Source organism: Burkholderia torrens, from assembly GCF_984668525.1.
This window is the reverse complement of record NZ_OZ480212.1, coordinates 2,673,518-2,692,358: the sequence shown is the minus strand read 5'-3', so window position 1 is coordinate 2,692,358 and position 18,841 is coordinate 2,673,518. Positions and strand designations below refer to the sequence as shown.

The 18,841-nt window shown below is 67.2% G+C and carries 20 protein-coding genes; 13 read left to right on the top strand and 7 right to left on the bottom strand.

All coding sequences use genetic code 11. The features are described from left to right. Positions 1–15: 15 nt before the first annotated feature. The 13 genes from AC5LXX_RS28350 (at position 16) to AC5LXX_RS28290 (ending at position 12,372) form a co-directional block, all read left to right on the top strand. The gene (locus tag AC5LXX_RS28350) at positions 16–954 is read left to right on the top strand and encodes a phosphate acetyltransferase (protein WP_493411911.1); all 939 of its coding nucleotides are present in this window, start codon (positions 16–18) and stop codon (positions 952–954) included. A gap of 4 nt (positions 955–958) precedes the next feature. Continuing rightward, positions 959–2,137: an acetate/propionate family kinase gene (locus tag AC5LXX_RS28345; RefSeq protein ID WP_493411910.1), complete on the top strand. Its 1,179-nt coding sequence runs from the start codon at positions 959–961 to the stop codon at positions 2,135–2,137. Positions 2,138–2,170: 33 nt separating this feature from the next. Then, positions 2,171–2,425 carry an RNA-binding protein gene (locus tag AC5LXX_RS28340; protein WP_493411909.1) on the top strand — a complete coding sequence of 85 codons (255 nt, stop codon included), beginning with the start codon at positions 2,171–2,173 and terminating at the stop codon, positions 2,423–2,425. A 279-nt stretch (positions 2,426–2,704) separates the two neighbouring features. Further along, a complete protein-coding gene (locus AC5LXX_RS28335; protein WP_493411908.1) occupies positions 2,705–3,748 on the top strand; it encodes an alpha/beta fold hydrolase in 1,044 nt (347 codons plus the stop codon). After that, positions 3,748–4,290, top strand: coding sequence for a cytochrome P460 family protein (locus AC5LXX_RS28330; RefSeq protein ID WP_493411907.1), 543 nt, complete (start codon positions 3,748–3,750; stop codon positions 4,288–4,290). The genes AC5LXX_RS28335 and AC5LXX_RS28330 overlap by 1 nt, the downstream gene beginning before the upstream one ends. Positions 4,291–4,568: 278 nt before the next feature. Then, positions 4,569–4,916, top strand: coding sequence for a DUF4148 domain-containing protein (locus tag AC5LXX_RS28325; protein ID WP_493411906.1), 348 nt, complete (start codon positions 4,569–4,571; stop codon positions 4,914–4,916). Positions 4,917–5,000: 84 nt separating this feature from the next. After that, positions 5,001–5,792, top strand: coding sequence for an alpha/beta fold hydrolase (locus AC5LXX_RS28320; protein ID WP_493411905.1), 792 nt, complete (start codon positions 5,001–5,003; stop codon positions 5,790–5,792). Positions 5,793–5,868: 76 nt separating this feature from the next. After that, positions 5,869–7,260: an amidase family protein gene (locus tag AC5LXX_RS28315; protein ID WP_493411904.1), complete on the top strand. Its 1,392-nt coding sequence runs from the start codon at positions 5,869–5,871 to the stop codon at positions 7,258–7,260. Positions 7,261–7,638: 378 nt separating this feature from the next. Beyond that, complete coding sequence (locus tag AC5LXX_RS28310; protein ID WP_493411903.1) at positions 7,639–8,109, top strand: rhodanese-like domain-containing protein; 471 nt, start codon at positions 7,639–7,641, stop codon at positions 8,107–8,109. A gap of 29 nt (positions 8,110–8,138) precedes the next feature. Continuing rightward, positions 8,139–9,080: a serine O-acetyltransferase EpsC gene (gene epsC, locus AC5LXX_RS28305; RefSeq protein ID WP_493411902.1), complete on the top strand. Its 942-nt coding sequence runs from the start codon at positions 8,139–8,141 to the stop codon at positions 9,078–9,080. A gap of 8 nt (positions 9,081–9,088) precedes the next feature. Then, on the top strand, positions 9,089–9,310 hold the full coding sequence (locus AC5LXX_RS28300) for a helix-turn-helix domain-containing protein (protein WP_089453685.1): 222 nt from the start codon (positions 9,089–9,091) through the stop codon (positions 9,308–9,310). A gap of 136 nt (positions 9,311–9,446) precedes the next feature. Further along, entirely contained in the window at positions 9,447–10,379 is a 933-nt protein-coding gene (locus AC5LXX_RS28295; RefSeq protein ID WP_006479760.1) for a family 2A encapsulin nanocompartment shell protein, read from the top strand. Then, positions 10,354–12,372, top strand: coding sequence for a family 2A encapsulin nanocompartment cargo protein cysteine desulfurase (locus tag AC5LXX_RS28290; RefSeq protein ID WP_493411901.1), 2,019 nt, complete (start codon positions 10,354–10,356; stop codon positions 12,370–12,372). Before AC5LXX_RS28295 ends, AC5LXX_RS28290 begins: the two co-directional genes overlap by 26 nt. Positions 12,373–12,435: 63 nt before the next feature. On the opposite strand, the gene AC5LXX_RS28285 is transcribed toward AC5LXX_RS28290, so the two are convergent. The 7 genes from AC5LXX_RS28285 to AC5LXX_RS28255 form a co-directional block, all read right to left on the bottom strand. Next, a complete protein-coding gene (locus AC5LXX_RS28285) occupies positions 12,436–13,329 on the bottom strand; it encodes an amino acid kinase family protein (protein WP_493411900.1) in 894 nt (297 codons plus the stop codon). Between the two features lie 48 nt (positions 13,330–13,377). Further along, positions 13,378–13,899, bottom strand: a complete 522-nt coding sequence (locus tag AC5LXX_RS28280; protein ID WP_493411899.1) for a PTS sugar transporter subunit IIA — start codon at positions 13,897–13,899, stop codon at positions 13,378–13,380. Positions 13,900–14,031: 132 nt separating this feature from the next. Further along, a complete protein-coding gene (locus AC5LXX_RS28275) occupies positions 14,032–14,250 on the bottom strand; it encodes a hypothetical protein (RefSeq protein ID WP_493411898.1) in 219 nt (72 codons plus the stop codon). Between the two features lie 58 nt (positions 14,251–14,308). Further along, the gene (locus AC5LXX_RS28270) at positions 14,309–14,680 is read right to left on the bottom strand and encodes a DUF6697 family protein (protein WP_493411897.1); all 372 of its coding nucleotides are present in this window, start codon (positions 14,678–14,680) and stop codon (positions 14,309–14,311) included. Between the two features lie 537 nt (positions 14,681–15,217). Beyond that, complete coding sequence (gene groL, locus AC5LXX_RS28265) at positions 15,218–16,858, bottom strand: chaperonin GroEL (RefSeq protein WP_493411896.1); 1,641 nt, start codon at positions 16,856–16,858, stop codon at positions 15,218–15,220. Positions 16,859–16,870: 12 nt separating this feature from the next. Beyond that, positions 16,871–17,161 carry a co-chaperone GroES gene (locus AC5LXX_RS28260; RefSeq protein ID WP_011356207.1) on the bottom strand — a complete coding sequence of 97 codons (291 nt, stop codon included), beginning with the start codon at positions 17,159–17,161 and terminating at the stop codon, positions 16,871–16,873. A gap of 142 nt (positions 17,162–17,303) precedes the next feature. Next, the gene (locus AC5LXX_RS28255) at positions 17,304–18,587 is read right to left on the bottom strand and encodes a lipase family protein (protein ID WP_493411895.1); all 1,284 of its coding nucleotides are present in this window, start codon (positions 18,585–18,587) and stop codon (positions 17,304–17,306) included. Positions 18,588–18,841: the final 254 nt, after the last annotated feature.

The window sequence follows — 18,841 nt, the reverse complement described above, 5'->3', positions numbered from 1 at the left end:
CAGCAAGGAACCGCGATGGCAACCAGACACGAGAAATACCGCCGTCTCATCGAACACTGCCAGGCGCTGGCGCCGATGCCGACCGCTGTCGTCCACCCGTGCGATCGAAGCTCGCTCGAGGGGGCGCTGGAGGCGGCGCGCAAGCGGCTGATCGAACCGATCCTGATCGGCCCGCGTGCACGGATCGAAGCGACCGCCGCGGAGTTCGGGCTGTCGATCAGCGATCACGAGATCGTCGATGCGCCGTACAGCGAAGCATCGGCGGCGGCCGCGGTGCGGCTCGTCCGCGATGGCCGGGCTTCCGCGCTGATGAAGGGCAGCCTGCACACCGACGAGCTCATGGCCGAAGTGGTGCGGCACGATGCCGGATTGCGCACCGGCCGGCGGATCAGCCATTGCTTCGTGATGGACGTGCCCGCGCACGCCGATCCGCTGATCGTGACCGACGCGGCGATCAATATCGCGCCGACGCTCGAGGAAAAAGTCGACATCCTGCAGAACGCGATCGATCTGGCCCATGCGCTGGCATTTCCGCAGGTCTACGTGGCGATTCTCTCCGCCATGGAGACGGTCAACCCGAAAGTGCCGTCGACGCTCGAAGCCGCCGCGTTGTGCAAGATGGTGGACCGACGGCAGATTACCGGCGCGCTCGTCGACGGCCCGCTTGCGCTCGACAACGCGATCGATCCCGAGGCCGCACGCATCAAGCAGATCGATTCGCCGGTGGCCGGGCACGCGAACGTGCTGATGGTGCCCGACCTCGAAGCGGGCAACATGCTCGCCAAGAGCCTGTCGTTCCTGGCCGGTGCGGACGCGGCCGGGATCGTGCTCGGCGCACGCGTGCCGATCATCCTGACGAGTCGTGCCGATTCGTTGATGACCCGGCTCGCTTCGTGCGCGGTCGCGATGCTTGTCGCGAACGGCCAGCGTGAAGCGGCCAGCCGCGCGGGGTGACGCCATGGCAGACGTGATCCTGGTGCTGAATGCCGGCTCGTCGAGCATCAAGTTTTCCGCGTTCGACGTGCAGCGCGATACGCTCGGGCTGATCGTGCACGGTCAGGTCGATGGTCTCTATACGGCCACCGCGCACTTCAGCGCCGTCGACCATCACGCGGAGCGTCACGAGCAGCAATGGGCCGGCGGCGACACGTTCGGCCATCAAGAGGGGCTCGCGCAGATCGCCGCGTTCCTGGAGGCCCACCAGGAAGGGCACCGGCTCGCGGCGGTGGGCCATCGTGTCGTGCATGGCGGGCAACGCTTCAGCGGCCCGGTGCGCATCACGCCCGAGATCGTGGCCGAGCTGGAAAAGCTCACGCCGCTCGCGCCGTTGCATCAACCGCACAACCTCACGCCCATTCGCATCCTCGAAGCGGTGCAGCCCGGAATCGAGCAGGTCGCCTGCTTCGACACGGCGTTCCACTGCACGCAGCCCGCGGTGTCCCAGGCGTTCGCGCTGCCCGAGTCGATCACCAGCCAGGGCGTGCGCCGCTACGGTTTCCACGGGCTCTCGTACGAGTACATCGCGAGCGTGCTGCCCGACGTCGCGCCACGGGCGGCGCGTGGGCGCACGGTCGTCGCGCACCTCGGCAACGGCGCGAGCATGTGTGCGCTCGTTGCAGGCAAGAGCGTCGCGAGCACGATGGGGTTCACGGCGGTCGACGGACTGCCGATGGGCACGCGGTGCGGCAACCTGGATCCGGGCGTCGTGCTCTTCCTGATGGAAGAACTCGGGATGGACGTGCGCGCGGTCGAGGATCTGCTTTATCGGCGTTCCGGACTGCTCGGCGTATCCGGCATCTCGAGCGACATGCGGACCTTGCTCACGAGCGACGATCCGCATGCGCGCTTCGCGATCGAGCTGTACGTCTACCGCATCGCGCGCGAACTCGGGTCGCTTGCCGCCGCCATGGAGGGCATCGACGCCATCGTCTTCACGGCGGGGATCGGCGAGCATGCGCAGGCGATTCGCGAAGGCGTGATGCGCCGTGCGGCGTGGCTCGGCGTCGAGATCGACGTCGAAGCGAACAGCACGGGCGGGCCGCTCGTCACGACGGCGTCGAGCCGCGTACCGGCGTGGGTGATCCCGACCAACGAAGAACTGATGATCGCGCACCATACGCGCCGGTTGATCCGTTGACGGACGGACGAACACACAACGAAAGGAGCCGTCATGGCCGAACTGTTGCTGGTCAATGTCGAAGAACACGCACGCGACGACGAGGTCGGCGCGTTCCTGAAACGGCATGGATTCTCGCTGTTCGATTCGATCGAACGTGTGCCGGCCGGGATCGGCGACCCCATCGCGCTGCTCAGGTTCAGTACGCTGCCGTCGGTGGGGCTCTACACGCTGCGCGCGCGGATCGACCACATTTCGTGGCGTGGGCGATCGATTCGTGCGCATATTTTGCCGGATCGGAAGGCGTGAACGGATTCGCGCATCGGTGTGGTTCGAGCGTCGATTGCGGGCCGACCGTCATGCGGCCCACCGCCGATACGCGTTTCCCGCACGATTTTTGAATCGCCGTGTGTCGTGTTCGCACTTGGATACGTTGGGATACAAAGCCTCCAGATGGTTCGGATATAAATCTGGTGAAGCGATTCACACGGCGGCGCGGTGCCATGCGCCGCCGCTGCGAACGGCGAAACCGGATTGCCCGCACGTGCGCGGGCCCCTTCCTTAGCGATCGACAATGGAGAACGAGTCATGCCTGATACCGTGAACACCCGCCGCCGCCTGATCCTGGGCTCGACGCTGGCGAGCCTGAGCCTGGCCGACCTCGGCTTCAGCGCGCTCGCGCACGCGCAGTCGGCCCCCGATGCCTCGACCGCGAAGCGCTCGGCTGGCGTCGCGTCGCTGGGCACGATCCACCAGATCGACGCGGGCGTGCTCAACGTCGGGTATGCCGATCTCGGCCCGAAGAAAGGCCCCGTCGTGTTCCTGCTGCACGGCTGGCCGTACGACATCTACAGCTACGCGGAAGTCGCGCCGCTGCTCGTCAAGGCCGGCTATCGCGTGATCGTGCCGTACCTGCGCGGCTACGGCTCGACGACGTTCCGCTCGGCCGACACGGTGCGCAACGGCCAGCAGGCCGTGACGGCCGTCGACATCGTCGCGCTGATGGATGCGCTGAAGATCGACAGCGCCGTGTTCGGCGGCTACGACTGGGGCGCGCGCACGGCCGACATCATCGCGGCGCTGTGGCCGCAGCGCGTGAAGGCGCTGGTATCGGTGAGCGGCTACCTGATCGGCAGCCAGGCGGCAAACGCCAAGCCGCTGCCGCCGCAGGCCGAATTCCAGTGGTGGTATCAGTTCTACTTCACGACCGAGCGCGGCGAACTCGGCTACGCGGCGAACCGCGATGCGTTCAACAAGCTGATCTGGCAACTCGCGTCGCCGAAGTGGCAGTTCTCCGACGAAACCTACGCGCGCTCGGCCGCGTCGTTCCAGAACCCCGATCATGTGGCCGTCGTGATCCACAATTATCGCTGGCGCCTCGGGCTCGCGAAGGGCGAGGCGCAGTACGACGACATCGAGCGGCGTCTGGCGGCCGGGCCCGCGATCACCGTGCCGACGATCACGATGGAGGGTGACGCGAACGGCGCGCCGCATCCGGAACCGGCCGCGTATGCGAAGAAGTTCACGGGCAAGTACCAGCACCGGACGATCTCCGGTGGCATCGGCCACAACCTGCCGCAGGAAGCACCGCAGGCGTTCGCCGACGCGATCCTGCAAGTGGAGCATCTGTGATGCGGGCACGCATGGGTGTGTGGCGGCGCGGTGGGCGCCGTGCGCTCGTCGCGGGTGTGCTGCTGGGCGGCACGTTGTCGGCCAGCGGCCCGGCCGTGTTTGCCGAGCAGCCGAAGCCGGCTGCAGCGGCATCGCCGATCTACGGCGTGACGATCCCTTCCGGCTACCGGAAGTGGGAAATGGTCGCGCCGGCCGAGGAAGCCGCGCCGCTGGATGAACTGCGCGTGGTGCTCGGCAACCCCGTTGCGATCCACGCGCTCGAACAGGCGACGCTGCCGTTCCCGGACGGCACGATCCTCGTGAAGCTCGCGTACAAACGCAAGCAGTCCGACGAGTTCGCACCGGCGACGGTGCCCGGCCAGGCGACGACCGTGCAGGTGATGGTGAAGGATTCGCGCCGCTATGCGGCGACGGGCGGCTGGGGATTCGGGCGTTTCATCAACGGCGTGCCGGCCGATATCGGCCAGCATCAGACGTGCTTTGCGTGTCACCAGGCGCGCGTGAAGAACCACGACTACGTGTTCACGCGGCTTGCGCCCTGACGCGAGATGGCCATTTGACGTGGAAGGAAAGGCGTGCCCTGCGAGGCACGCCTTTTTTCATGGTGCGTGGGGCGTGGCGAAACGCATCGGCAAGCGGGTTTGTATCGCACTGTATCTGCGGCCGTTCCTGAAAAACTGGCATGCAGAAAGCCCGATTTCGGAAACATGCCGGATACGTGGGCGGGTTCTACTGTCGACATGCAGCAAACGTTCGGTGTCAGACGTTCGCACCGGATGCCAGGTGATCGATACCCCAACTTCCTTCCAGGAGAACTGTCATGAAAGCCGCTCGAATCCTCGCCGTTGCCGTCCTCGCCGTCGCTCCCGTGCTGTCATTCGCCGATACCGGCCACAGCCTCACGCGTGCCGAGGTGCGCGCCGACCTCGTCCGTCTCGAGAAGGCCGGCTACAACCCGGCTGGCAGCGACGCGCATTACCCGGACGATATCGCCGCCGCACAGAACGCCGTCGCGGCCGCCGAGCAGGTCGCGCGTTCCGACCAGAACGGCCCGTCGAAGTCGCAAGGCGACAACGTGGCCGACGCGTCGGCGCCTGCCGGCCATCGCGATGCCGCGCAATCGCGCGCCGCACGCAGCGCCGCCGACGACCTGTACGCACATTCGTGATCGGATGCCGCGCCTGCTGCACGCAGGCGCGGCCTTCGCCGCAGCACTTCATTTGAACAACACGACAGAGAAAGGAGCATGACGATGGCCGGTTTGATGAAACGCGTTCTGGTATCCGCCGCGGTGGTCGGCGGATTGTTCGGTGCAGCCACGGCGCAGGCCGCGCCGAAGGAAGACCTGAAGGGCACGAACGTCGTGCTCGTGCACGGTGCGTTCGCCGACGGGTCGAGCTGGAACCGCGTGATTCCGCTGCTCGAGGCGCGCGGGCTGCACGTGGTGTCGGTGCAGAATCCGCTGAGCTCGCTCGCCGACGATACGGCCGCGACGAAGCGCACGATCGACGAGCAGAAAGGGCCGGTCGTGCTGGTAGGTCATTCGTGGGCCGGCGTCGTGATCAGTGATGCGGGCAACGACGACAAGGTGAAATCGCTCGTGTATGTCGCGGCGTTCGCGCCCGACAACGGCCAGTCGATCGCCGACGTTACGCAAGGGCTGCCGGCGCCGGCCTGGGCCGGTGAGCTGCGCAAGGACGCGGGCGGTTTCACGCGCCTGTCGGACAAGGCGATCGCGCAGGATTTCGCGCCGGACCTGCCGCCTGCGCAGCAGCGCCTCGTTGCGGCCACCCAGGGGCCGTGGTATGGCGGTTGCATCTCGGAGAAGGTCACGCAGGCCGCGTGGCATGCGAAGCCGTCGACGTTCGTCGTCGCGACGCAGGACAAGATGATCGACCCGAAGCTGCAGGAAGCGATGGCGAAGCGGATCGGCGCGACGATTGCTCGCGTGAACGGCAGCCATGTCGCGATGCTGAGCCAGCCGAAGGCCGTGGCCGACGCGATCATCGCGGCGGCCGAACGCGCGAAGCAGGATGCGCAGTGAGTGAACGCGGTGCCGCGCTTTCGTGAGGAAGCGCGGCACCGTGAGCGTTTGTGATGCCATTCCACCAGGAGAAGTCATGACCGAACTCTGGCAACTGTCGGCAACCGAACTCGCGAAGCGCGTGCGTCAGCGTGACGTGTCCGCACGCGAAGTGGCGGACGCCGTGCTCGATCGCCTCGACGCGGTGAATCCGGCGATCAATGCAGTGGTCGAACACCGCCCCGACGACGTGCGGCGCCAGGCCGACGAAGTCGATCGCGCGATCGCGCGCGGCGACGATCCCGGGCCGCTCGCGGGCGTGCCCGTCACCGTGAAGATCAATATCGATCAGGCAGGATTCGCGACGACCAACGGCACGCGCCTGCAGGAAAACCTGATTGCGCACGCCGACAGCCCGGTGGTCGCCAACATCCGGAAGGCCGGCGGGATCCTGCTCGGCCGTACCAATTCGCCGACGTTCGCATTGCGCTGGTTCACGTCGAATCGCGTGCACGGCCGCACGCGCAATCCGCGCAACGCGTCGCTGACGCCGGGCGGATCGAGTGGCGGTGCGGCTGCTGCAGTGGCTGCCGGGATCGGCCCGCTTGCGGTCGGTACGGACATCGGCGGCTCGGTGCGTTACCCGGCTTATGCGTGCGGCGTGCACGGGATCCGGCCGTCGCTCGGCCGCGTGCCGGCGTTCAATGCGTCGTCGCCCGAGCGCGCGATCGGGGCGCAGCTGATGTCGACCGCGGGGCCGATCGCGCGCACGATCGACGATCTGTCGCTCGCGCTGCGTGCGTTCGCTGCGCCGGATCCGCGCGATCCATGGAACGTGGCCGTGCCGTTCGACGGCCGCGAGGTGCCGAAGCGCGCGGCGCTGTGCGTGCGCCCGCGCGGCCTGGAGGTCGTGCCCGAAGTCGAGGCCGCATTGCGCGATGCCGCGCGCCGGCTGGTCGATGCAGGCTGGACCGTCGACGAGGTCGACGATACGCCGCCGATGCGGGAGGCCGCGTTGCTGCAGGAACAGCTATGGCTCGGCGACGGCTTCGATGCGTTGGCGAATGCGGTCGAGAACGACGGCGACCCGGGGGCGGCCGCGGTGATTGCCGCCGTGCGCGGCAAGGTGCGCGACCTGCCGGCCGACGTGATCAGCCGTGCGCTCGTTCGGCGCACGACGCTGACGCGGCAATGGCGACTGTTTCTCGACGAGTATCCGGTGTTGCTGCTGCCCGTTTCATCGGAATTGCCGTTCGCCGACGATCTCGACCGACAGGGGCCGGACAGCTTCGAACGCGTGTGGGAAGCGCAGCTCACGTTGCGCGCGCTGCCCGCGATGGGGCTGCCGGGGCTGGCTGTCACGACGTCGCTCGTGAACGGCACGCCGGTGGGCGTGCAGGTGGTGGCCACGCATCATCGCGAGGATCTGTGTCTGCTCGCAGGGCGCGATATCGAGGCGCGTGGCGTGCCGGTCGATCCGGTGTCGTGACGGGCTGACGGCGCGTGCATCGGAGATGCACGCGCCATTCGCGCCTGCCTATACCGGCCTGTACATTCCATTTCGGATTCCATGGCAACGCGGCTCGCGCCGGGTTGATCGTCTCTCCCCCTTTCCTTTCAACTCCCTTCGATGCAAGCCATCGAACGGCCCCCTCCCGCCTTTCCCACCCGCTAGCCATCGCGCTCCAATAGCGCGCGTCTGCTATTGCATTCCCCGCGGCGCTGATTAGGAAATGAATTTTTATTGGTTCTGCTTCCCCGACCGCACTCGCATAGTGGTGCTGACGGCTATAGACAGCACGCAAGCTGCAACGGCCGCATTCCCGGTGTCTTTGTTCATACGAATCTGAGAATACAAGGAAGTGTCATGACGGTTGCATTGGAAGAACGAACCGCTGCGCAGCAGGCGCTCGAAGATGCGCGCACGGCGGCAGCGGAGGCCGGTACGCCTTACGCGGGCGGCGTTGCGCCGGAAGCCGCGTGGGCGCTGTTCTCGGCGGGAGACGCATTGCTGGTGGACGTACGCACGGCGGAAGAACGGAAATTCGTCGGCCACGTGCCGGAGTCGCTGCACGTGCCGTGGGCGACGGGCACGAGCCTGACGCGCAACCCGCGCTTCGTGCGCGAGCTGGAAGCGAAGACCGGCAAGGAGGCAGTCGTGCTGTTGCTGTGCCGCAGCGGCAACCGCTCGGCACAGGCGGCCGAGGCCGCGACGAAGGGCGGTTTCACGCAGGTATTCAACGTGCTCGAAGGGTTCGAGGGCGACCTCGACGAGCGGCAGCATCGCGGTGGCCAGAACGGTTGGCGCTTCCGCGGCCTGCCGTGGGCGCAGGACTGATTCACGGCCGTTACGGGGAGAACAGCAGCATGGCCGCATTCGACATCGACGACATCGTTCAATCGCTGCAGACGGTGCGCCGCGCATGGCGCGAGAAGCAGCGGCGCTCACTCGAACCGGGCGGGCGCGACCTGCCGGCGCGCGAGGCGCTTGCGCAGATCATCGGCGCGCTGAAGGGCGTGCTGTTCCCGATGCGTCTCGGGCCGCCCGATTTGCGGCAGGAGAGCGAGAACTTCCACGTGGCCCATGCGCTCGACGCGGCGCTGAATGCGCTGCTCACGCAAGTGACGCTCGAGTTGCGCTATGCGGCGCGTCACCGTAATACCGATGGGTCGCCGCCCGACAACCTCGACGAAGTCGCGGCGAAAGCCGTGCAGGCCTTCGCCGCGCGGTTGCCCGAGATCCGCCGGCTGCTCGACAGCGACGTGCTGGCCGCGTTCCACGGCGATCCGGCGGCCGGGAGCGTCGACGAGGTGCTGCTGTGCTACCCGGGCATCCTCGCGATGATCCACCACCGGCTCGCGCACGAGTTGTACGGGCTCGGCTTGCCGCTGCTCGCGCGGATCATCGCCGAGCAGGCGCACGCGGAAACGGGCATCGACATTCATCCGGGCGCACGCATCGGCGCGGGTTTCTTCATCGACCACGGCACGGGCGTCGTGATCGGCGAGACGGCGATCATCGGCGAGCGTGTGCGCGTGTACCAGGCCGTCACGCTCGGCGCGAAGCGCTTCCCGCGCGATGCGGCCGGCCATCTGGAGAAAGGGCTCGCACGCCATCCGATCGTCGAGGACGACGTCGTGATCTATGCGGGCGCAACGATCCTCGGCCGCGTGACGATCGGGCGCGGCGCGGTGATCGGCGGCAACGTGTGGCTCACGCAGGACGTGCCGGCCGGCGAAAACGTCACGCAGGCCGTGCTGCGCAGCGAAGCGAACGCCGTGCCGCGTGCAGCGGCGCGCGTCGCCTAGGAGGCGCGATGAGCGACCTCATCCATCACTTCGGCGCCAACGTGCGCAAGCTGCGCGAAGCGCGCACGTGGTCGCAGGAGCAGCTGGCCGAGCATGCGGGGCTGAACCGCTCGTATGTCGGCGAGATCGAGCGCGGCGAGGCGATCGCGTCGATCGTCACGGCCGACAAGATCGCGCGCGCGTTCGACGTGTCGATCTCGACGCTGCTGCCGGGCGTGTACGTCACCTGAGGCCGCTTCGCGACATTTCCCTTTCGGTTGCATGACCTGACGGCTATAGCATGTTGAGCCGGCAGGAGCGTGCTTCCGATAATCACCCAGCGTCATAAGCAATCCCGTTTTTCATCTTAAGAACCCGGAGCCACACATGTCGACCGTTGCAAGCGGCACGGCCGCGCTGAGCGATCACGCCGCCCGCCAACTAGCGAACGCTACCAAGACCGTCCCCCAGCTTTCCACGATCACGCCGCGCTGGCTGACCCATCTGCTGCAGTGGGTGCCGGTCGAGGCCGGCATCTATCGGCTGAACCAGGTGAAGAACCCGGAAGCCGTGCGCGCCGCGTGCACGCAGCTCGAGGACGAAAGCGTGCTGCCGCAGACTTTCGTACCGTACGAGGAACAGCCGCGCGAGTACTTCCTGAATGCGGTCAGCACGGTGCTCGACGTGCATACGCGGATCTCCGACCTGTACAGCAGTCCTCATGACCAGATCAAGGAACAGCTGCGCCTGACGATCGAGACGATCAAGGAGCTGCAGGAAAGCCAGCTGATCAACAACCCCGACTACGGTCTGCTCGCGAACGTGACCGACGAACAGCGGATCTTCCCGCTGACGGGCGCACCGACGCCGGACGATCTCGACGAACTGCTGACGAAGGTGTGGAAGGAGCCGGCATTCTTCCTCACGCACCCGCTCGCGATCGCCGCGTTCGGCCGCGAATGCACGCGGCGCGGCGTACCGCCGCCGACGGTCAGCCTGTTCGGCTCGCAGTTCCTCACGTGGCGCGGCATTCCGCTGATCCCGTCGGACAAGGTGCCCGTCGCGGACGGCAAGACCAAGATCCTGCTGCTGCGCGTCGGCGACAAGCGCCAGGGCGTCGTCGGCCTGTATCAGCCGGGCGTTGCGGGCGAGCAGGGGCCGGGCCTGTCGGTGCGCTTCATGGGGATCAACAACCAGGCGATCGCGTCGTACCTGATCTCGCTGTATTGCTCGCTCGCGGTCCATTCGCCGGATGCGCTGGCTGTCCTCGATGACGTCGAAATCGCCAAGTTCCATGACTATCCCGACACCTACCGTTAATCCCGGCCTGGCCGGCGGCGACGCGCACGCGCTGCCGCACGCGCCGCTGCCGGCAGGGTTGCCGGACCCGGCGACGCTCGCGCGGCTCGCGTCCGAGTTCTTCGCGACGCCGCCCGGGCAGGCCACCGCGCCCGGGCTGTCGGCCGGCAGCGGCGCGGTCGGCGGCGTGCCGTCGGCGTTGCCGGCGGCCGCGCCGATCCTCGCGTCGGTCGGCAACCCGGTGCCGGGCGGTTCGCCGCTCGCGGGCCCGGGCGGAGCGGGTACCGGCGTGCCGGGGCTCGCGTTGCCGCAGGGCAAGGTGCCCGGTGCGAACCTCGCGCCGTCCGCGCCGACGCACGTGCTGTCGCTCGGCAACCGCGCACCCGCGCTCGCGCCGCATGCGGCCGCGCAGAACGGGCTGCCCGACAACGCCGTGTCGATCGCGCCCGCGCTCGAACCGCGTGTCGGCGGCGCGGCGCTCGGCGTGCCGCAGGTGAATGCGCCGGCACCGGAAGGCGCGGCGAAGGCGTCGCCGTACTACTTCACCGACGGTTCGCTGCAAGGCTGGCAGGCGACGCCGCAGGACATCGTCGTGCCGTCGAACGGGCTGGCGTCGCCGGAAGCGTTCGGGCTGCCGGGCGACGATGCGCTGCGCGAACTGCTCGCCGTGCATCGCGACGCGCCGGTGTCGCGCGCATCCGGCGCCGACGTGCCGCGTTACTTCATCGACGATACGCACGCCACGCACTCTACGCACGCAGCCGAGCCGCAAGGCCAGCTGTATCGCGGCGCGCACCCGCCGTTCGACGTCAATGCGATCCGCCGCGATTTCCCGATCCTGCAGGAGCGCGTGAACGGCAAGCAGCTCGTCTGGTTCGACAACGCGGCGACGACGCACAAGCCGCAGGCCGTGATCGATCGTCTCGCGTATTTCTATGCGCACGAGAACTCGAACATTCACCGCGCGGCGCATGCCTTGGCCGGCCGTGCGACGGATGCGTACGAACATGCACGGGAAACGGTGCAGCGCTTCATCGGCGCATCGTCGCCGGACGAGATCGTGTTCGTGCGCGGCACGACCGAGGCGATCAACCTGATCGCGAAGACGTGGGGCGTGCAGAACGTCGGCGAAGGCGACGAGATCATCGTGTCGAATCTCGAGCATCACGCGAACATCGTGCCGTGGCAGCAGCTTGCTGCGCAGAAGGGCGCGAAGCTGCGCGTGATTCCGGTCGACGATTCGGGGCAGGTGCTGCTCGACGAATACCGGAAGCTGCTGAACGACCGCACGAAGATCGTGTCCGTCACGCAGGTGTCGAATGCGCTCGGCACGGTCGTGCCGGTGAAGGAGATCGTCGATCTCGCGCATCGCGCGGGCGCGAAGGCGCTCGTCGACGGCGCGCAGTCGATCTCGCACATGCGCGTCGACGTGCAGGCGCTCGATGCGGATTTCTTCGTGTTCTCCGGGCACAAGATCTACGGGCCAACCGGGATCGGTGTCGTGTACGGCAAGCGCGCGATCCTCGACGACATGCCGCCCTGGCAGGGCGGCGGCAACATGATCGCGGACGTGACGTTCGAGCGCACGGTGTTCCAGCCGCCGCCCAATCGTTTCGAAGCCGGTACCGGCAACATTGCGGATGCGGTGGGGCTCGGCGCCGCGCTCGACTACGTGAACCGCATCGGCATCGAGAACATCGCGCGCTACGAGCACGATCTGCTCGCGTATGCAACGAGCGTGCTCGCGCCGGTGCCGGGCGTGCGGCTCGTCGGCACCGCGCGAGACAAGGCGAGCGTGCTGTCGTTCGTGCTGAAGGGCTATGAAACCGAGGAAGTCGGGCAGGCGCTGAACGAAGAGGGCATCGCGGTGCGCTCGGGGCATCACTGCGCACAGCCGATCCTGCGGCGTTTCGGGCTCGAAGCCACGGTGCGGCCGTCGCTCGCGTTCTACAACACGTGTGACGAGGTCGATGCGCTGGTGCGTGTCGTGAAGCGGCTCGCCACGCGGCGTTGATGGCGATGTCGCCTGCTTGCGGCGGCCCTCGCGGGTCGCCGCAAGCGTTTTCCCATTATCCGGTCAGAACCGCACGACCGGCTTCTTCTCGACGCTGAATCCGTCGCGCAGCACGCACGCGGAATCGGCGAAGTAGCGGCGCGTTTCCGACAGCAGGTCGGTGTTGCCGCGCCGGCAGAACACCACGCCGGATCCCTCCTCCGTCAGCAATTCGTCGATCAGCGATTCGGGTTGCCCGAGATCGGCGAGATGGACGTTCTGTACGCCGTGCGCGAGCGCATCGAGCGCTTCCCGCACGCAAGGCGCCGCATCGGCGGCCGGATGTTCGGCAAGCCATTGCTCGAGTTCCGTGATGCCGTACAACCCTGCAAGCTCGCCGAGTTCGTGCAGCAACGTGCTGTCGACCATCATCACCAGCGTGACGGCGCCCGTGCGTTGCGCAAACAGGCTGCCGACGCGTTCCGGGTGCAGCAGGTGGTCGTGGCCCGCGTCGTCCGGTGCGACCGGCATCACGACGGGCACCAGTCCGTTTTCCAGAAATGCATTCAGCGCGGCGCCGTCGAATCGTGCGACCGCGCTCGTGCGGGTGCGGTCGGGTTCCGCGCTGGCGACCAGCAGGCCGCCGTCGTGACCGTCGATGCCGATCGCCTTGGCACCGTGACTGCCGATCAGGCGCACCAGTTCGTGATTGACGGCGGCCATCGCGGCGTGCGCGGTGTGAACCGATTGCGTATCGGTCGCGGCCGGTCCGGCCTGGACGACGATCGGACGAACGCCGGTGAGTGCGAGCAGTGCGACATCCTGCGCGAAGGTTGCGCGGGTGCGCGCATCGTTCGCGGCACCGCCGTCGACGATGACGACGGTCTGGCCGTGCAGCGCCTGCATGAACGGCAGCGAGCGGGCCAGGCCGGCGACGCGCCGCGACGTGAGAGTGGGACTTTCAGGGTCTGGGAACATGGGAATCCGAAAGGATGAAGGGAGTGCCTGTCGCCGCGCGGTGCGGCGTCAGTGCGTGCGTTGCATCAGCCGGTGAATCTCGTCGGGCGTGCGCGCATCGCGCGACGCCTGCCGGAACGGACGTTCGCTGAAACACCGCGCCGCGTCGGCGAGCAGTTCGAGATGTGCGCGGTCGTCCGCTTGCGGCAGGACCAGCACGATGAATTCGCGCACGGGCTTGCGGTCCGGCGCATTGAACGCGAACGGGTATAGCGCGCGAACGAACAGTGCGGCGGCCGTGTCGAGCCCGTTGACCCGCGCATGCGGAATCGCGACGCCCTGGCCGAGGCCCGTCGAGCCGAGCTGCTCGCGCTTGACCAGTTCGGTCCGGATCCGCTCCGCGGGCACCCTGCTGCTGCGCTCGATATGGCGCGCGACGAGGTCGAACAATTGGATCGCGCTTTCCACCGGCACGTCGAGCAGAATGTGCTCGGGCGGACAGGCGTCGGCCAGCCGGGCCGCGAGCGGCGTGCCGCCGCGTCGGTGGGGAAGGTCGGGTTGGCCGCCGACGGCGGCCTGCTGCGTTTGCATGCGGATCTCTCCGTGTCGGGATGACAGGGAAATCCTAGACAAAACCGCGTAAAGACGGTGTCAGAGACACGGGGGCCCGGTATTAAAATTTCGTATCGATCGTCGATGGAACCGGGCTCGACACGTGTGCCCTCAGGTACCCGACAGCACGAACGGCAGCGTCGTCAGCAGAAAGACCGAAATGCCGACGACCGGCGCACCGAACGCGATCGCCGCGAATGCCACTATGGCGCTCGCCAGCACGAGCGTTCTCGACACCCGGCGGTGCCGGTCGTGCGCGATCGCCTTGTTGTCGCGGGCTGCATCGGTCCGCGCACCGATCACATGTTTCCAGAACGTCAGGCCAAGCATGATTGCTCCTGTGTAAAAGAGGACCACGGCACGGCGCGAGCCGTGCCGTGCAAGCGTGTCAGGTGCGTTTGAGCTTGAGCACGCGTGAAATCTGCGCGGCCGTGAAGCCGCTGTTGCGCACGTAGGGCGCGCAGTCGAGCGGCGCCGTGAGCGATTCGCTGACGACGTACTGGCCGACGAAGCGGTAGGCATCGGTTGCCATCCTGATGAATACCGGAATCGCATCGCGTTGCGCGGCGAGCGTCCTGCCGGCCGAACGCGCAGACGCGCTGCCGTCGCAGAGGATCACGTCGGGTGCGTGCGGGTTGAGGTCCGTGCGCAGGCAGGCGGCCACGACCTTGCCGTTCTTCGTCGGCAGGAATCCCTGCTTGCTCCCGCCGCAGGCGGTGTGGATGAATTCGCGTGTGTACTGCTTGTCGATCTCGAACATGACCGGGCTCCGGTATCGGAAATTTCCGTGAATGAAATAAGGTATGCAAAATAAATGGATTAGATCGGCGGTTCGATGATGCGTCGTTGCACGGGATGTGCCGCGTGCACGCGATCCAGCACACGTGTTGCGATTCGCAATGAGCGCATCGACATCGTGTTCAGGCGTGCGCGGGAATGACTACGGCGCGCACCGTCCGCCAGGTGGCAGGACGGTGGCTCGGGAAAAGCGAGACGCAGGCGTCCTGCCCGTCAGGCAGAGAAGCAACTCGGAGGACGAGGACTTCGGATGCGCATGTCGCGTGCTCGGTGGTGGATGGCGAACCCATTCTAGTGAACGTATTCGCGGGCGCAAGTAAAAAGATCGTAAAGGGTCGTGATGCGCCCGTTACGTGCACTGCCGGAGATGCGCGCTGCTGCGACACGGTGCGGAACGTCGATCCCAAAGAAAAACGCGTGACGACTTCCGTCGCCACGCGCTTCCTGTTCCTGCAGGAGACCGTACGCACGCCGGCGAACCGGCGCGCGCAGCCCAGCCTCAGAAATCGAACCCAGGCCCGCCTGCACCCGGGCCGCCCGGCCCGGCGACCGGCGCTGCATCCTTCGGCGCTTCGAACACGGTCGCATCGGTCGTCAGCAGCAGGCCGGCCACCGACGCCGCGTTCTGCAGCGCCGTGCGCGTGACCTTGGTCGGATCGAGCACGCCCGATTCGACGAGGTCGCCGTACTCGCCGGTTTGCGCGTTGTACCCGAAGTTGCCCGTGCCTTCCGCGACCTTCGCGACGACGACGCTCGCTTCCTCGCCCGCATTCGTGACGATCTGGCGCAGCGGTTCCTCGAGCGCGCGCAGCACGATCTTGATGCCTGCGTCCTGGTCGGCGTTCACGCCCTTCAGTTCGCGGATCGCCTGCCGCACGCGGATCAGTGCGACGCCGCCGCCCGGAACGATGCCTTCCTCGACGGCCGCGCGCGTGGCGTGCAGCGCGTCGTCGACGCGATCCTTCTTCTCCTTCACTTCGATCTCGGTCGCACCGCCGACCTTGATCACCGCGACGCCGCCCGCGAGCTTCGCGACGCGTTCCTGCAGCTTCTCGCGGTCATAGTCGGACGTGGCTTCTTCGATCTGCACGCGGATCTGCTTCACGCGCGCCTCGATGTTCTTCGCATCACCCGCGCCGTCGATCACGGTCGTGTTTTCCTTGCCGACCTCGATGCGCTTCGCCTGGCCGAGCTCGGCGAGCGTCGCCTTCTCGAGCGTCAGGCCCGTTTCCTCGGCGATCACCTGGCCGCCGGTGAGGATCGCGATGTCCTCGAGCAGCGCCTTGCGGCGATCGCCGAAGCCCGGCGCCTTGACCGCGACCGTCTTCAGGATCCCGCGGATGTTGTTCACGACGAGCGTCGCGAGCGCTTCGCCTTCGACGTCTTCCGCGATGATCAGCAGCGGGCGGCCCGACTTCGCGACCTGTTCGAGCACCGGCAGCAGGTCGCGGATGTTCGAGATCTTCTTGTCGTGCAGCAGGATGTACGGGCTTTCGATCTCGGCGACCTGCTTGTCCGGATTGTTGATGAAGTACGGCGACAGGTAGCCGCGATCGAACTGCAGCCCTTCGACGACGTCGAGCTCGTCGGCGAGCGACTTGCCGTCCTCGACGGTGATCACGCCTTCCTTGCCGACGCGGTCGATCGCTTCGGCGATGCGCTGGCCGATCGATTCCTCGCCGTTTGCGGAGATCGTCGCGACCTGCGCGATTTCCTTGCTCGTGGTGGTCGGCTTGCTGATCTTCTTCAGCTCTTCGACGGCCGCGGCGACGGCCTTGTCGATGCCGCGCTTCAGGTCGAGCGGGTTGAGCCCGGCCGCCACGTATTTCTGGCCTTCGCGGACGATCGCCTGCGCGAGCACGGTGGCCGTCGTCGTGCCGTCGCCGGCTGCGTCGCTGGTGCGCGACGCGACTTCCTTCACGAGCTGCGCGCCGATGTTCTGCAGCTTGTCCGCGAGTTCGATTTCCTTCGCGACCGATACGCCGTCCTTCGTGACGACGGGTGCGCCGAAGCTGCGTTCGAGCACGACGTTGCGGCCCTTCGGCCCGAGCGTGACCTTCACCGCGTTCGCGAGGATGTTCACGCCTTCGGTCAGCTTCGACCGTGCGATGTCGCTGAAAATGATTTCCTTGGCTGCCATGATTGCGCTCCGTTATTGATTGACGACCGCGACGATGTCTTCCTCGCGCAGCACGAGAAACTCGTTGCCGTCCACTTTGACGGCTTGCCCGGCGTATTTGCCGAACAGCACGCGCTCGCCGACCTGCAGGTCGGGCACGATGCGCTGGCCGTCCGCGTCCTTGCGGCCGGGGCCGACGGCAATCACTTCGCCCTGGTCGGGCTTTTCGGCGGCGCTGTCGGGGATCACGATGCCCGACGCGGTGGTGGTTTCCTGGTCGAGACGCTTCACGATCACGCGGTCGTGCAAGGGGCGTAGGCTCATCTTTTCGTCCTGTACGGGTCTGTCGGAATTGGCTGGCACTCTTTAGAAGAGAGTGCTGACGAGTATAAAAATGCGCGGCGGCGCGATCCAATAACGGATTTGCACAAGCATTCGCGCCGTGGTGCAAAGCGCCGGAAGCCGGCTATTGCGACACGGCCTGCTGCGCGACCGGCGAGCAGGCCGGGCGGATCGTCTCGCCGGCCAGCACGCGCTTCACGAACGGAATCGAATCGGCGAGCGATGCGTTCACGGTGCCGTTGTGCTCGCGGCCGGCATACAGGTGCGCCTCGACGGTCGTGCCGGCCGCGCACGCATCCTTCGCGAGCGCGAGTTCGAGCGGCGCCAGCCCGTCGTCGGCGCCTGCGCCGATGAAGACGGGCGTGGCGATCTTCAGCGTCGGGTATTTCAGGAAGTCGTCCCACCATGCCTGCAGCCGCGCATCGCCGCCCGGCTTCACGGTGCTCGCGTGCGTGAGGTGGGCAAGCGCCGCGTCGTCCTCGAGCGATGCAAGGCAGCTGATACGCGCCTGTTCGAGAATCGGCAGCGCGCGCTCGGTCAGCACGTCGTCGGCGCGCACCGACGGGTCGACCTGCTGCGCGGACAGCACCGAATAGAACTGGTACGCGAGCGTCGGATCGACGCGCTCGGGATCGCGCCGGTACGTCGTCTCGAACTTCGGCAGCGACGCGAGCGTGGCGCGTGAAGCGTTGTAGATCGTGCCGGTCGCGACGGTCGCACGGATCGCGAGTTCGGGCGCATAGGCGGGCGCGTAGCCGGCTGCCGCGATCACGGCCGAGCCGCCTTGCGACTGGCCGACGAGCACGACTTCGTTCGCGAGGCCCGGCACGCCGCCGAGCACCGCGCGCACGCTGTCGAGCAACGTGTAGCTGTTCGAACGATTGTTGAGCTGCGGGTTCGGGCCCGGGGTGCCGAGGCCCTGGTAGTCGGTCGCCACGACCGCGAACCCTTGCTGAAGCCACGCATTCAGGTAGCGCACATCGCGATACGATCGGCCGAACCAGGACGGCGCGCAGATGTCGGCCATCCCGAACGTGCCGTGCGCCCATGCGACGATCGGCCAGCCGCCGGCCGGCGGCGTGCCGCGCGGCACGAACAGCGCGCCCGACACGGCGATCGGCGTGTGGCCGCCGACACCGTCGGTCGATGCATACAGGATGCGCAGTTGCCGCGCGGCGCTCGCGAGCCCGAGCGTCGCGGGCAGCGGTTCGGAACGCAGCAGCACGCCGGGCGTGGCCGGAATGTCGCGATCCCATGTGTAGAACGCGGACACGCGGCCGTCGCCCTGCAACGGATCGGGTGCGGGAACACGGCCGGGTGAAGCCGCGTGCGAAACGACGGAAGGCACGGCGAGCGCCGATGCGAGCAGCGTGCGTGCGGCGAGGCCGCGCAGGGGAAGGAGCGTCATGGTCGGAAGGAGATCGGTGAGAGCGGATGAGCCGGCCATGCAGGGCCGGCGCGGGCCGACCACGATGCAAGTTTCGAACCAGCGTGCTCGTTGCGTACGCCGCGCATGGCGTGGCGGGCGATCGATCGGCGCTGCGCGGGGCATGCACGCGCACCGGCTGCGCGTCGTGCAGCAATCCCGGCCGGCACGTTGTTGCTCCCGCAACAGACGCAAGCACCCGGACGGCACCGTGCGTGTCGTCCGAGCGCGCCCAC

What these genes read in the sequence shown, in the direction of transcription:
- AC5LXX_RS28345 (WP_493411910.1), top strand. Translation starts at nt 959, where the DNA reads ATGGCAGACGTGATCCTGGTGCTGAATGCCGGCTCGTCGAGCATCAAG.
- AC5LXX_RS28275 (WP_493411898.1), bottom strand. Translation starts at nt 14,250, where the DNA reads ATGCTTGGCCTGACGTTCTGGAAACATGTGATCGGTGCGCGGACCGAT.
- AC5LXX_RS28315 (WP_493411904.1), top strand. Translation starts at nt 5,869, where the DNA reads ATGACCGAACTCTGGCAACTGTCGGCAACCGAACTCGCGAAGCGCGTG.
- AC5LXX_RS28295 (WP_006479760.1), top strand. Translation starts at nt 9,447, where the DNA reads ATGTCGACCGTTGCAAGCGGCACGGCCGCGCTGAGCGATCACGCCGCC.
- AC5LXX_RS28320 (WP_493411905.1), top strand. Translation starts at nt 5,001, where the DNA reads ATGGCCGGTTTGATGAAACGCGTTCTGGTATCCGCCGCGGTGGTCGGC.
- AC5LXX_RS28300 (WP_089453685.1), top strand. Translation starts at nt 9,089, where the DNA reads ATGAGCGACCTCATCCATCACTTCGGCGCCAACGTGCGCAAGCTGCGC.
- groL (WP_493411896.1), bottom strand. Translation starts at nt 16,858, where the DNA reads ATGGCAGCCAAGGAAATCATTTTCAGCGACATCGCACGGTCGAAGCTG.
- AC5LXX_RS28325 (WP_493411906.1), top strand. Translation starts at nt 4,569, where the DNA reads ATGAAAGCCGCTCGAATCCTCGCCGTTGCCGTCCTCGCCGTCGCTCCC.
- AC5LXX_RS28335 (WP_493411908.1), top strand. Translation starts at nt 2,705, where the DNA reads ATGCCTGATACCGTGAACACCCGCCGCCGCCTGATCCTGGGCTCGACG.
- AC5LXX_RS28290 (WP_493411901.1), top strand. Translation starts at nt 10,354, where the DNA reads ATGACTATCCCGACACCTACCGTTAATCCCGGCCTGGCCGGCGGCGAC.
- AC5LXX_RS28350 (WP_493411911.1), top strand. Translation starts at nt 16, where the DNA reads ATGGCAACCAGACACGAGAAATACCGCCGTCTCATCGAACACTGCCAG.
- epsC (WP_493411902.1), top strand. Translation starts at nt 8,139, where the DNA reads ATGGCCGCATTCGACATCGACGACATCGTTCAATCGCTGCAGACGGTG.
- AC5LXX_RS28280 (WP_493411899.1), bottom strand. Translation starts at nt 13,899, where the DNA reads ATGCAAACGCAGCAGGCCGCCGTCGGCGGCCAACCCGACCTTCCCCAC.
- AC5LXX_RS28285 (WP_493411900.1), bottom strand. Translation starts at nt 13,329, where the DNA reads ATGTTCCCAGACCCTGAAAGTCCCACTCTCACGTCGCGGCGCGTCGCC.
- AC5LXX_RS28270 (WP_493411897.1), bottom strand. Translation starts at nt 14,680, where the DNA reads ATGTTCGAGATCGACAAGCAGTACACACGCGAATTCATCCACACCGCC.
- AC5LXX_RS28255 (WP_493411895.1), bottom strand. Translation starts at nt 18,587, where the DNA reads ATGACGCTCCTTCCCCTGCGCGGCCTCGCCGCACGCACGCTGCTCGCA.
- AC5LXX_RS28260 (WP_011356207.1), bottom strand. Translation starts at nt 17,161, where the DNA reads ATGAGCCTACGCCCCTTGCACGACCGCGTGATCGTGAAGCGTCTCGAC.
- AC5LXX_RS28330 (WP_493411907.1), top strand. Translation starts at nt 3,748, where the DNA reads ATGCGGGCACGCATGGGTGTGTGGCGGCGCGGTGGGCGCCGTGCGCTC.
- AC5LXX_RS28340 (WP_493411909.1), top strand. Translation starts at nt 2,171, where the DNA reads ATGGCCGAACTGTTGCTGGTCAATGTCGAAGAACACGCACGCGACGAC.
- AC5LXX_RS28310 (WP_493411903.1), top strand. Translation starts at nt 7,639, where the DNA reads ATGACGGTTGCATTGGAAGAACGAACCGCTGCGCAGCAGGCGCTCGAA.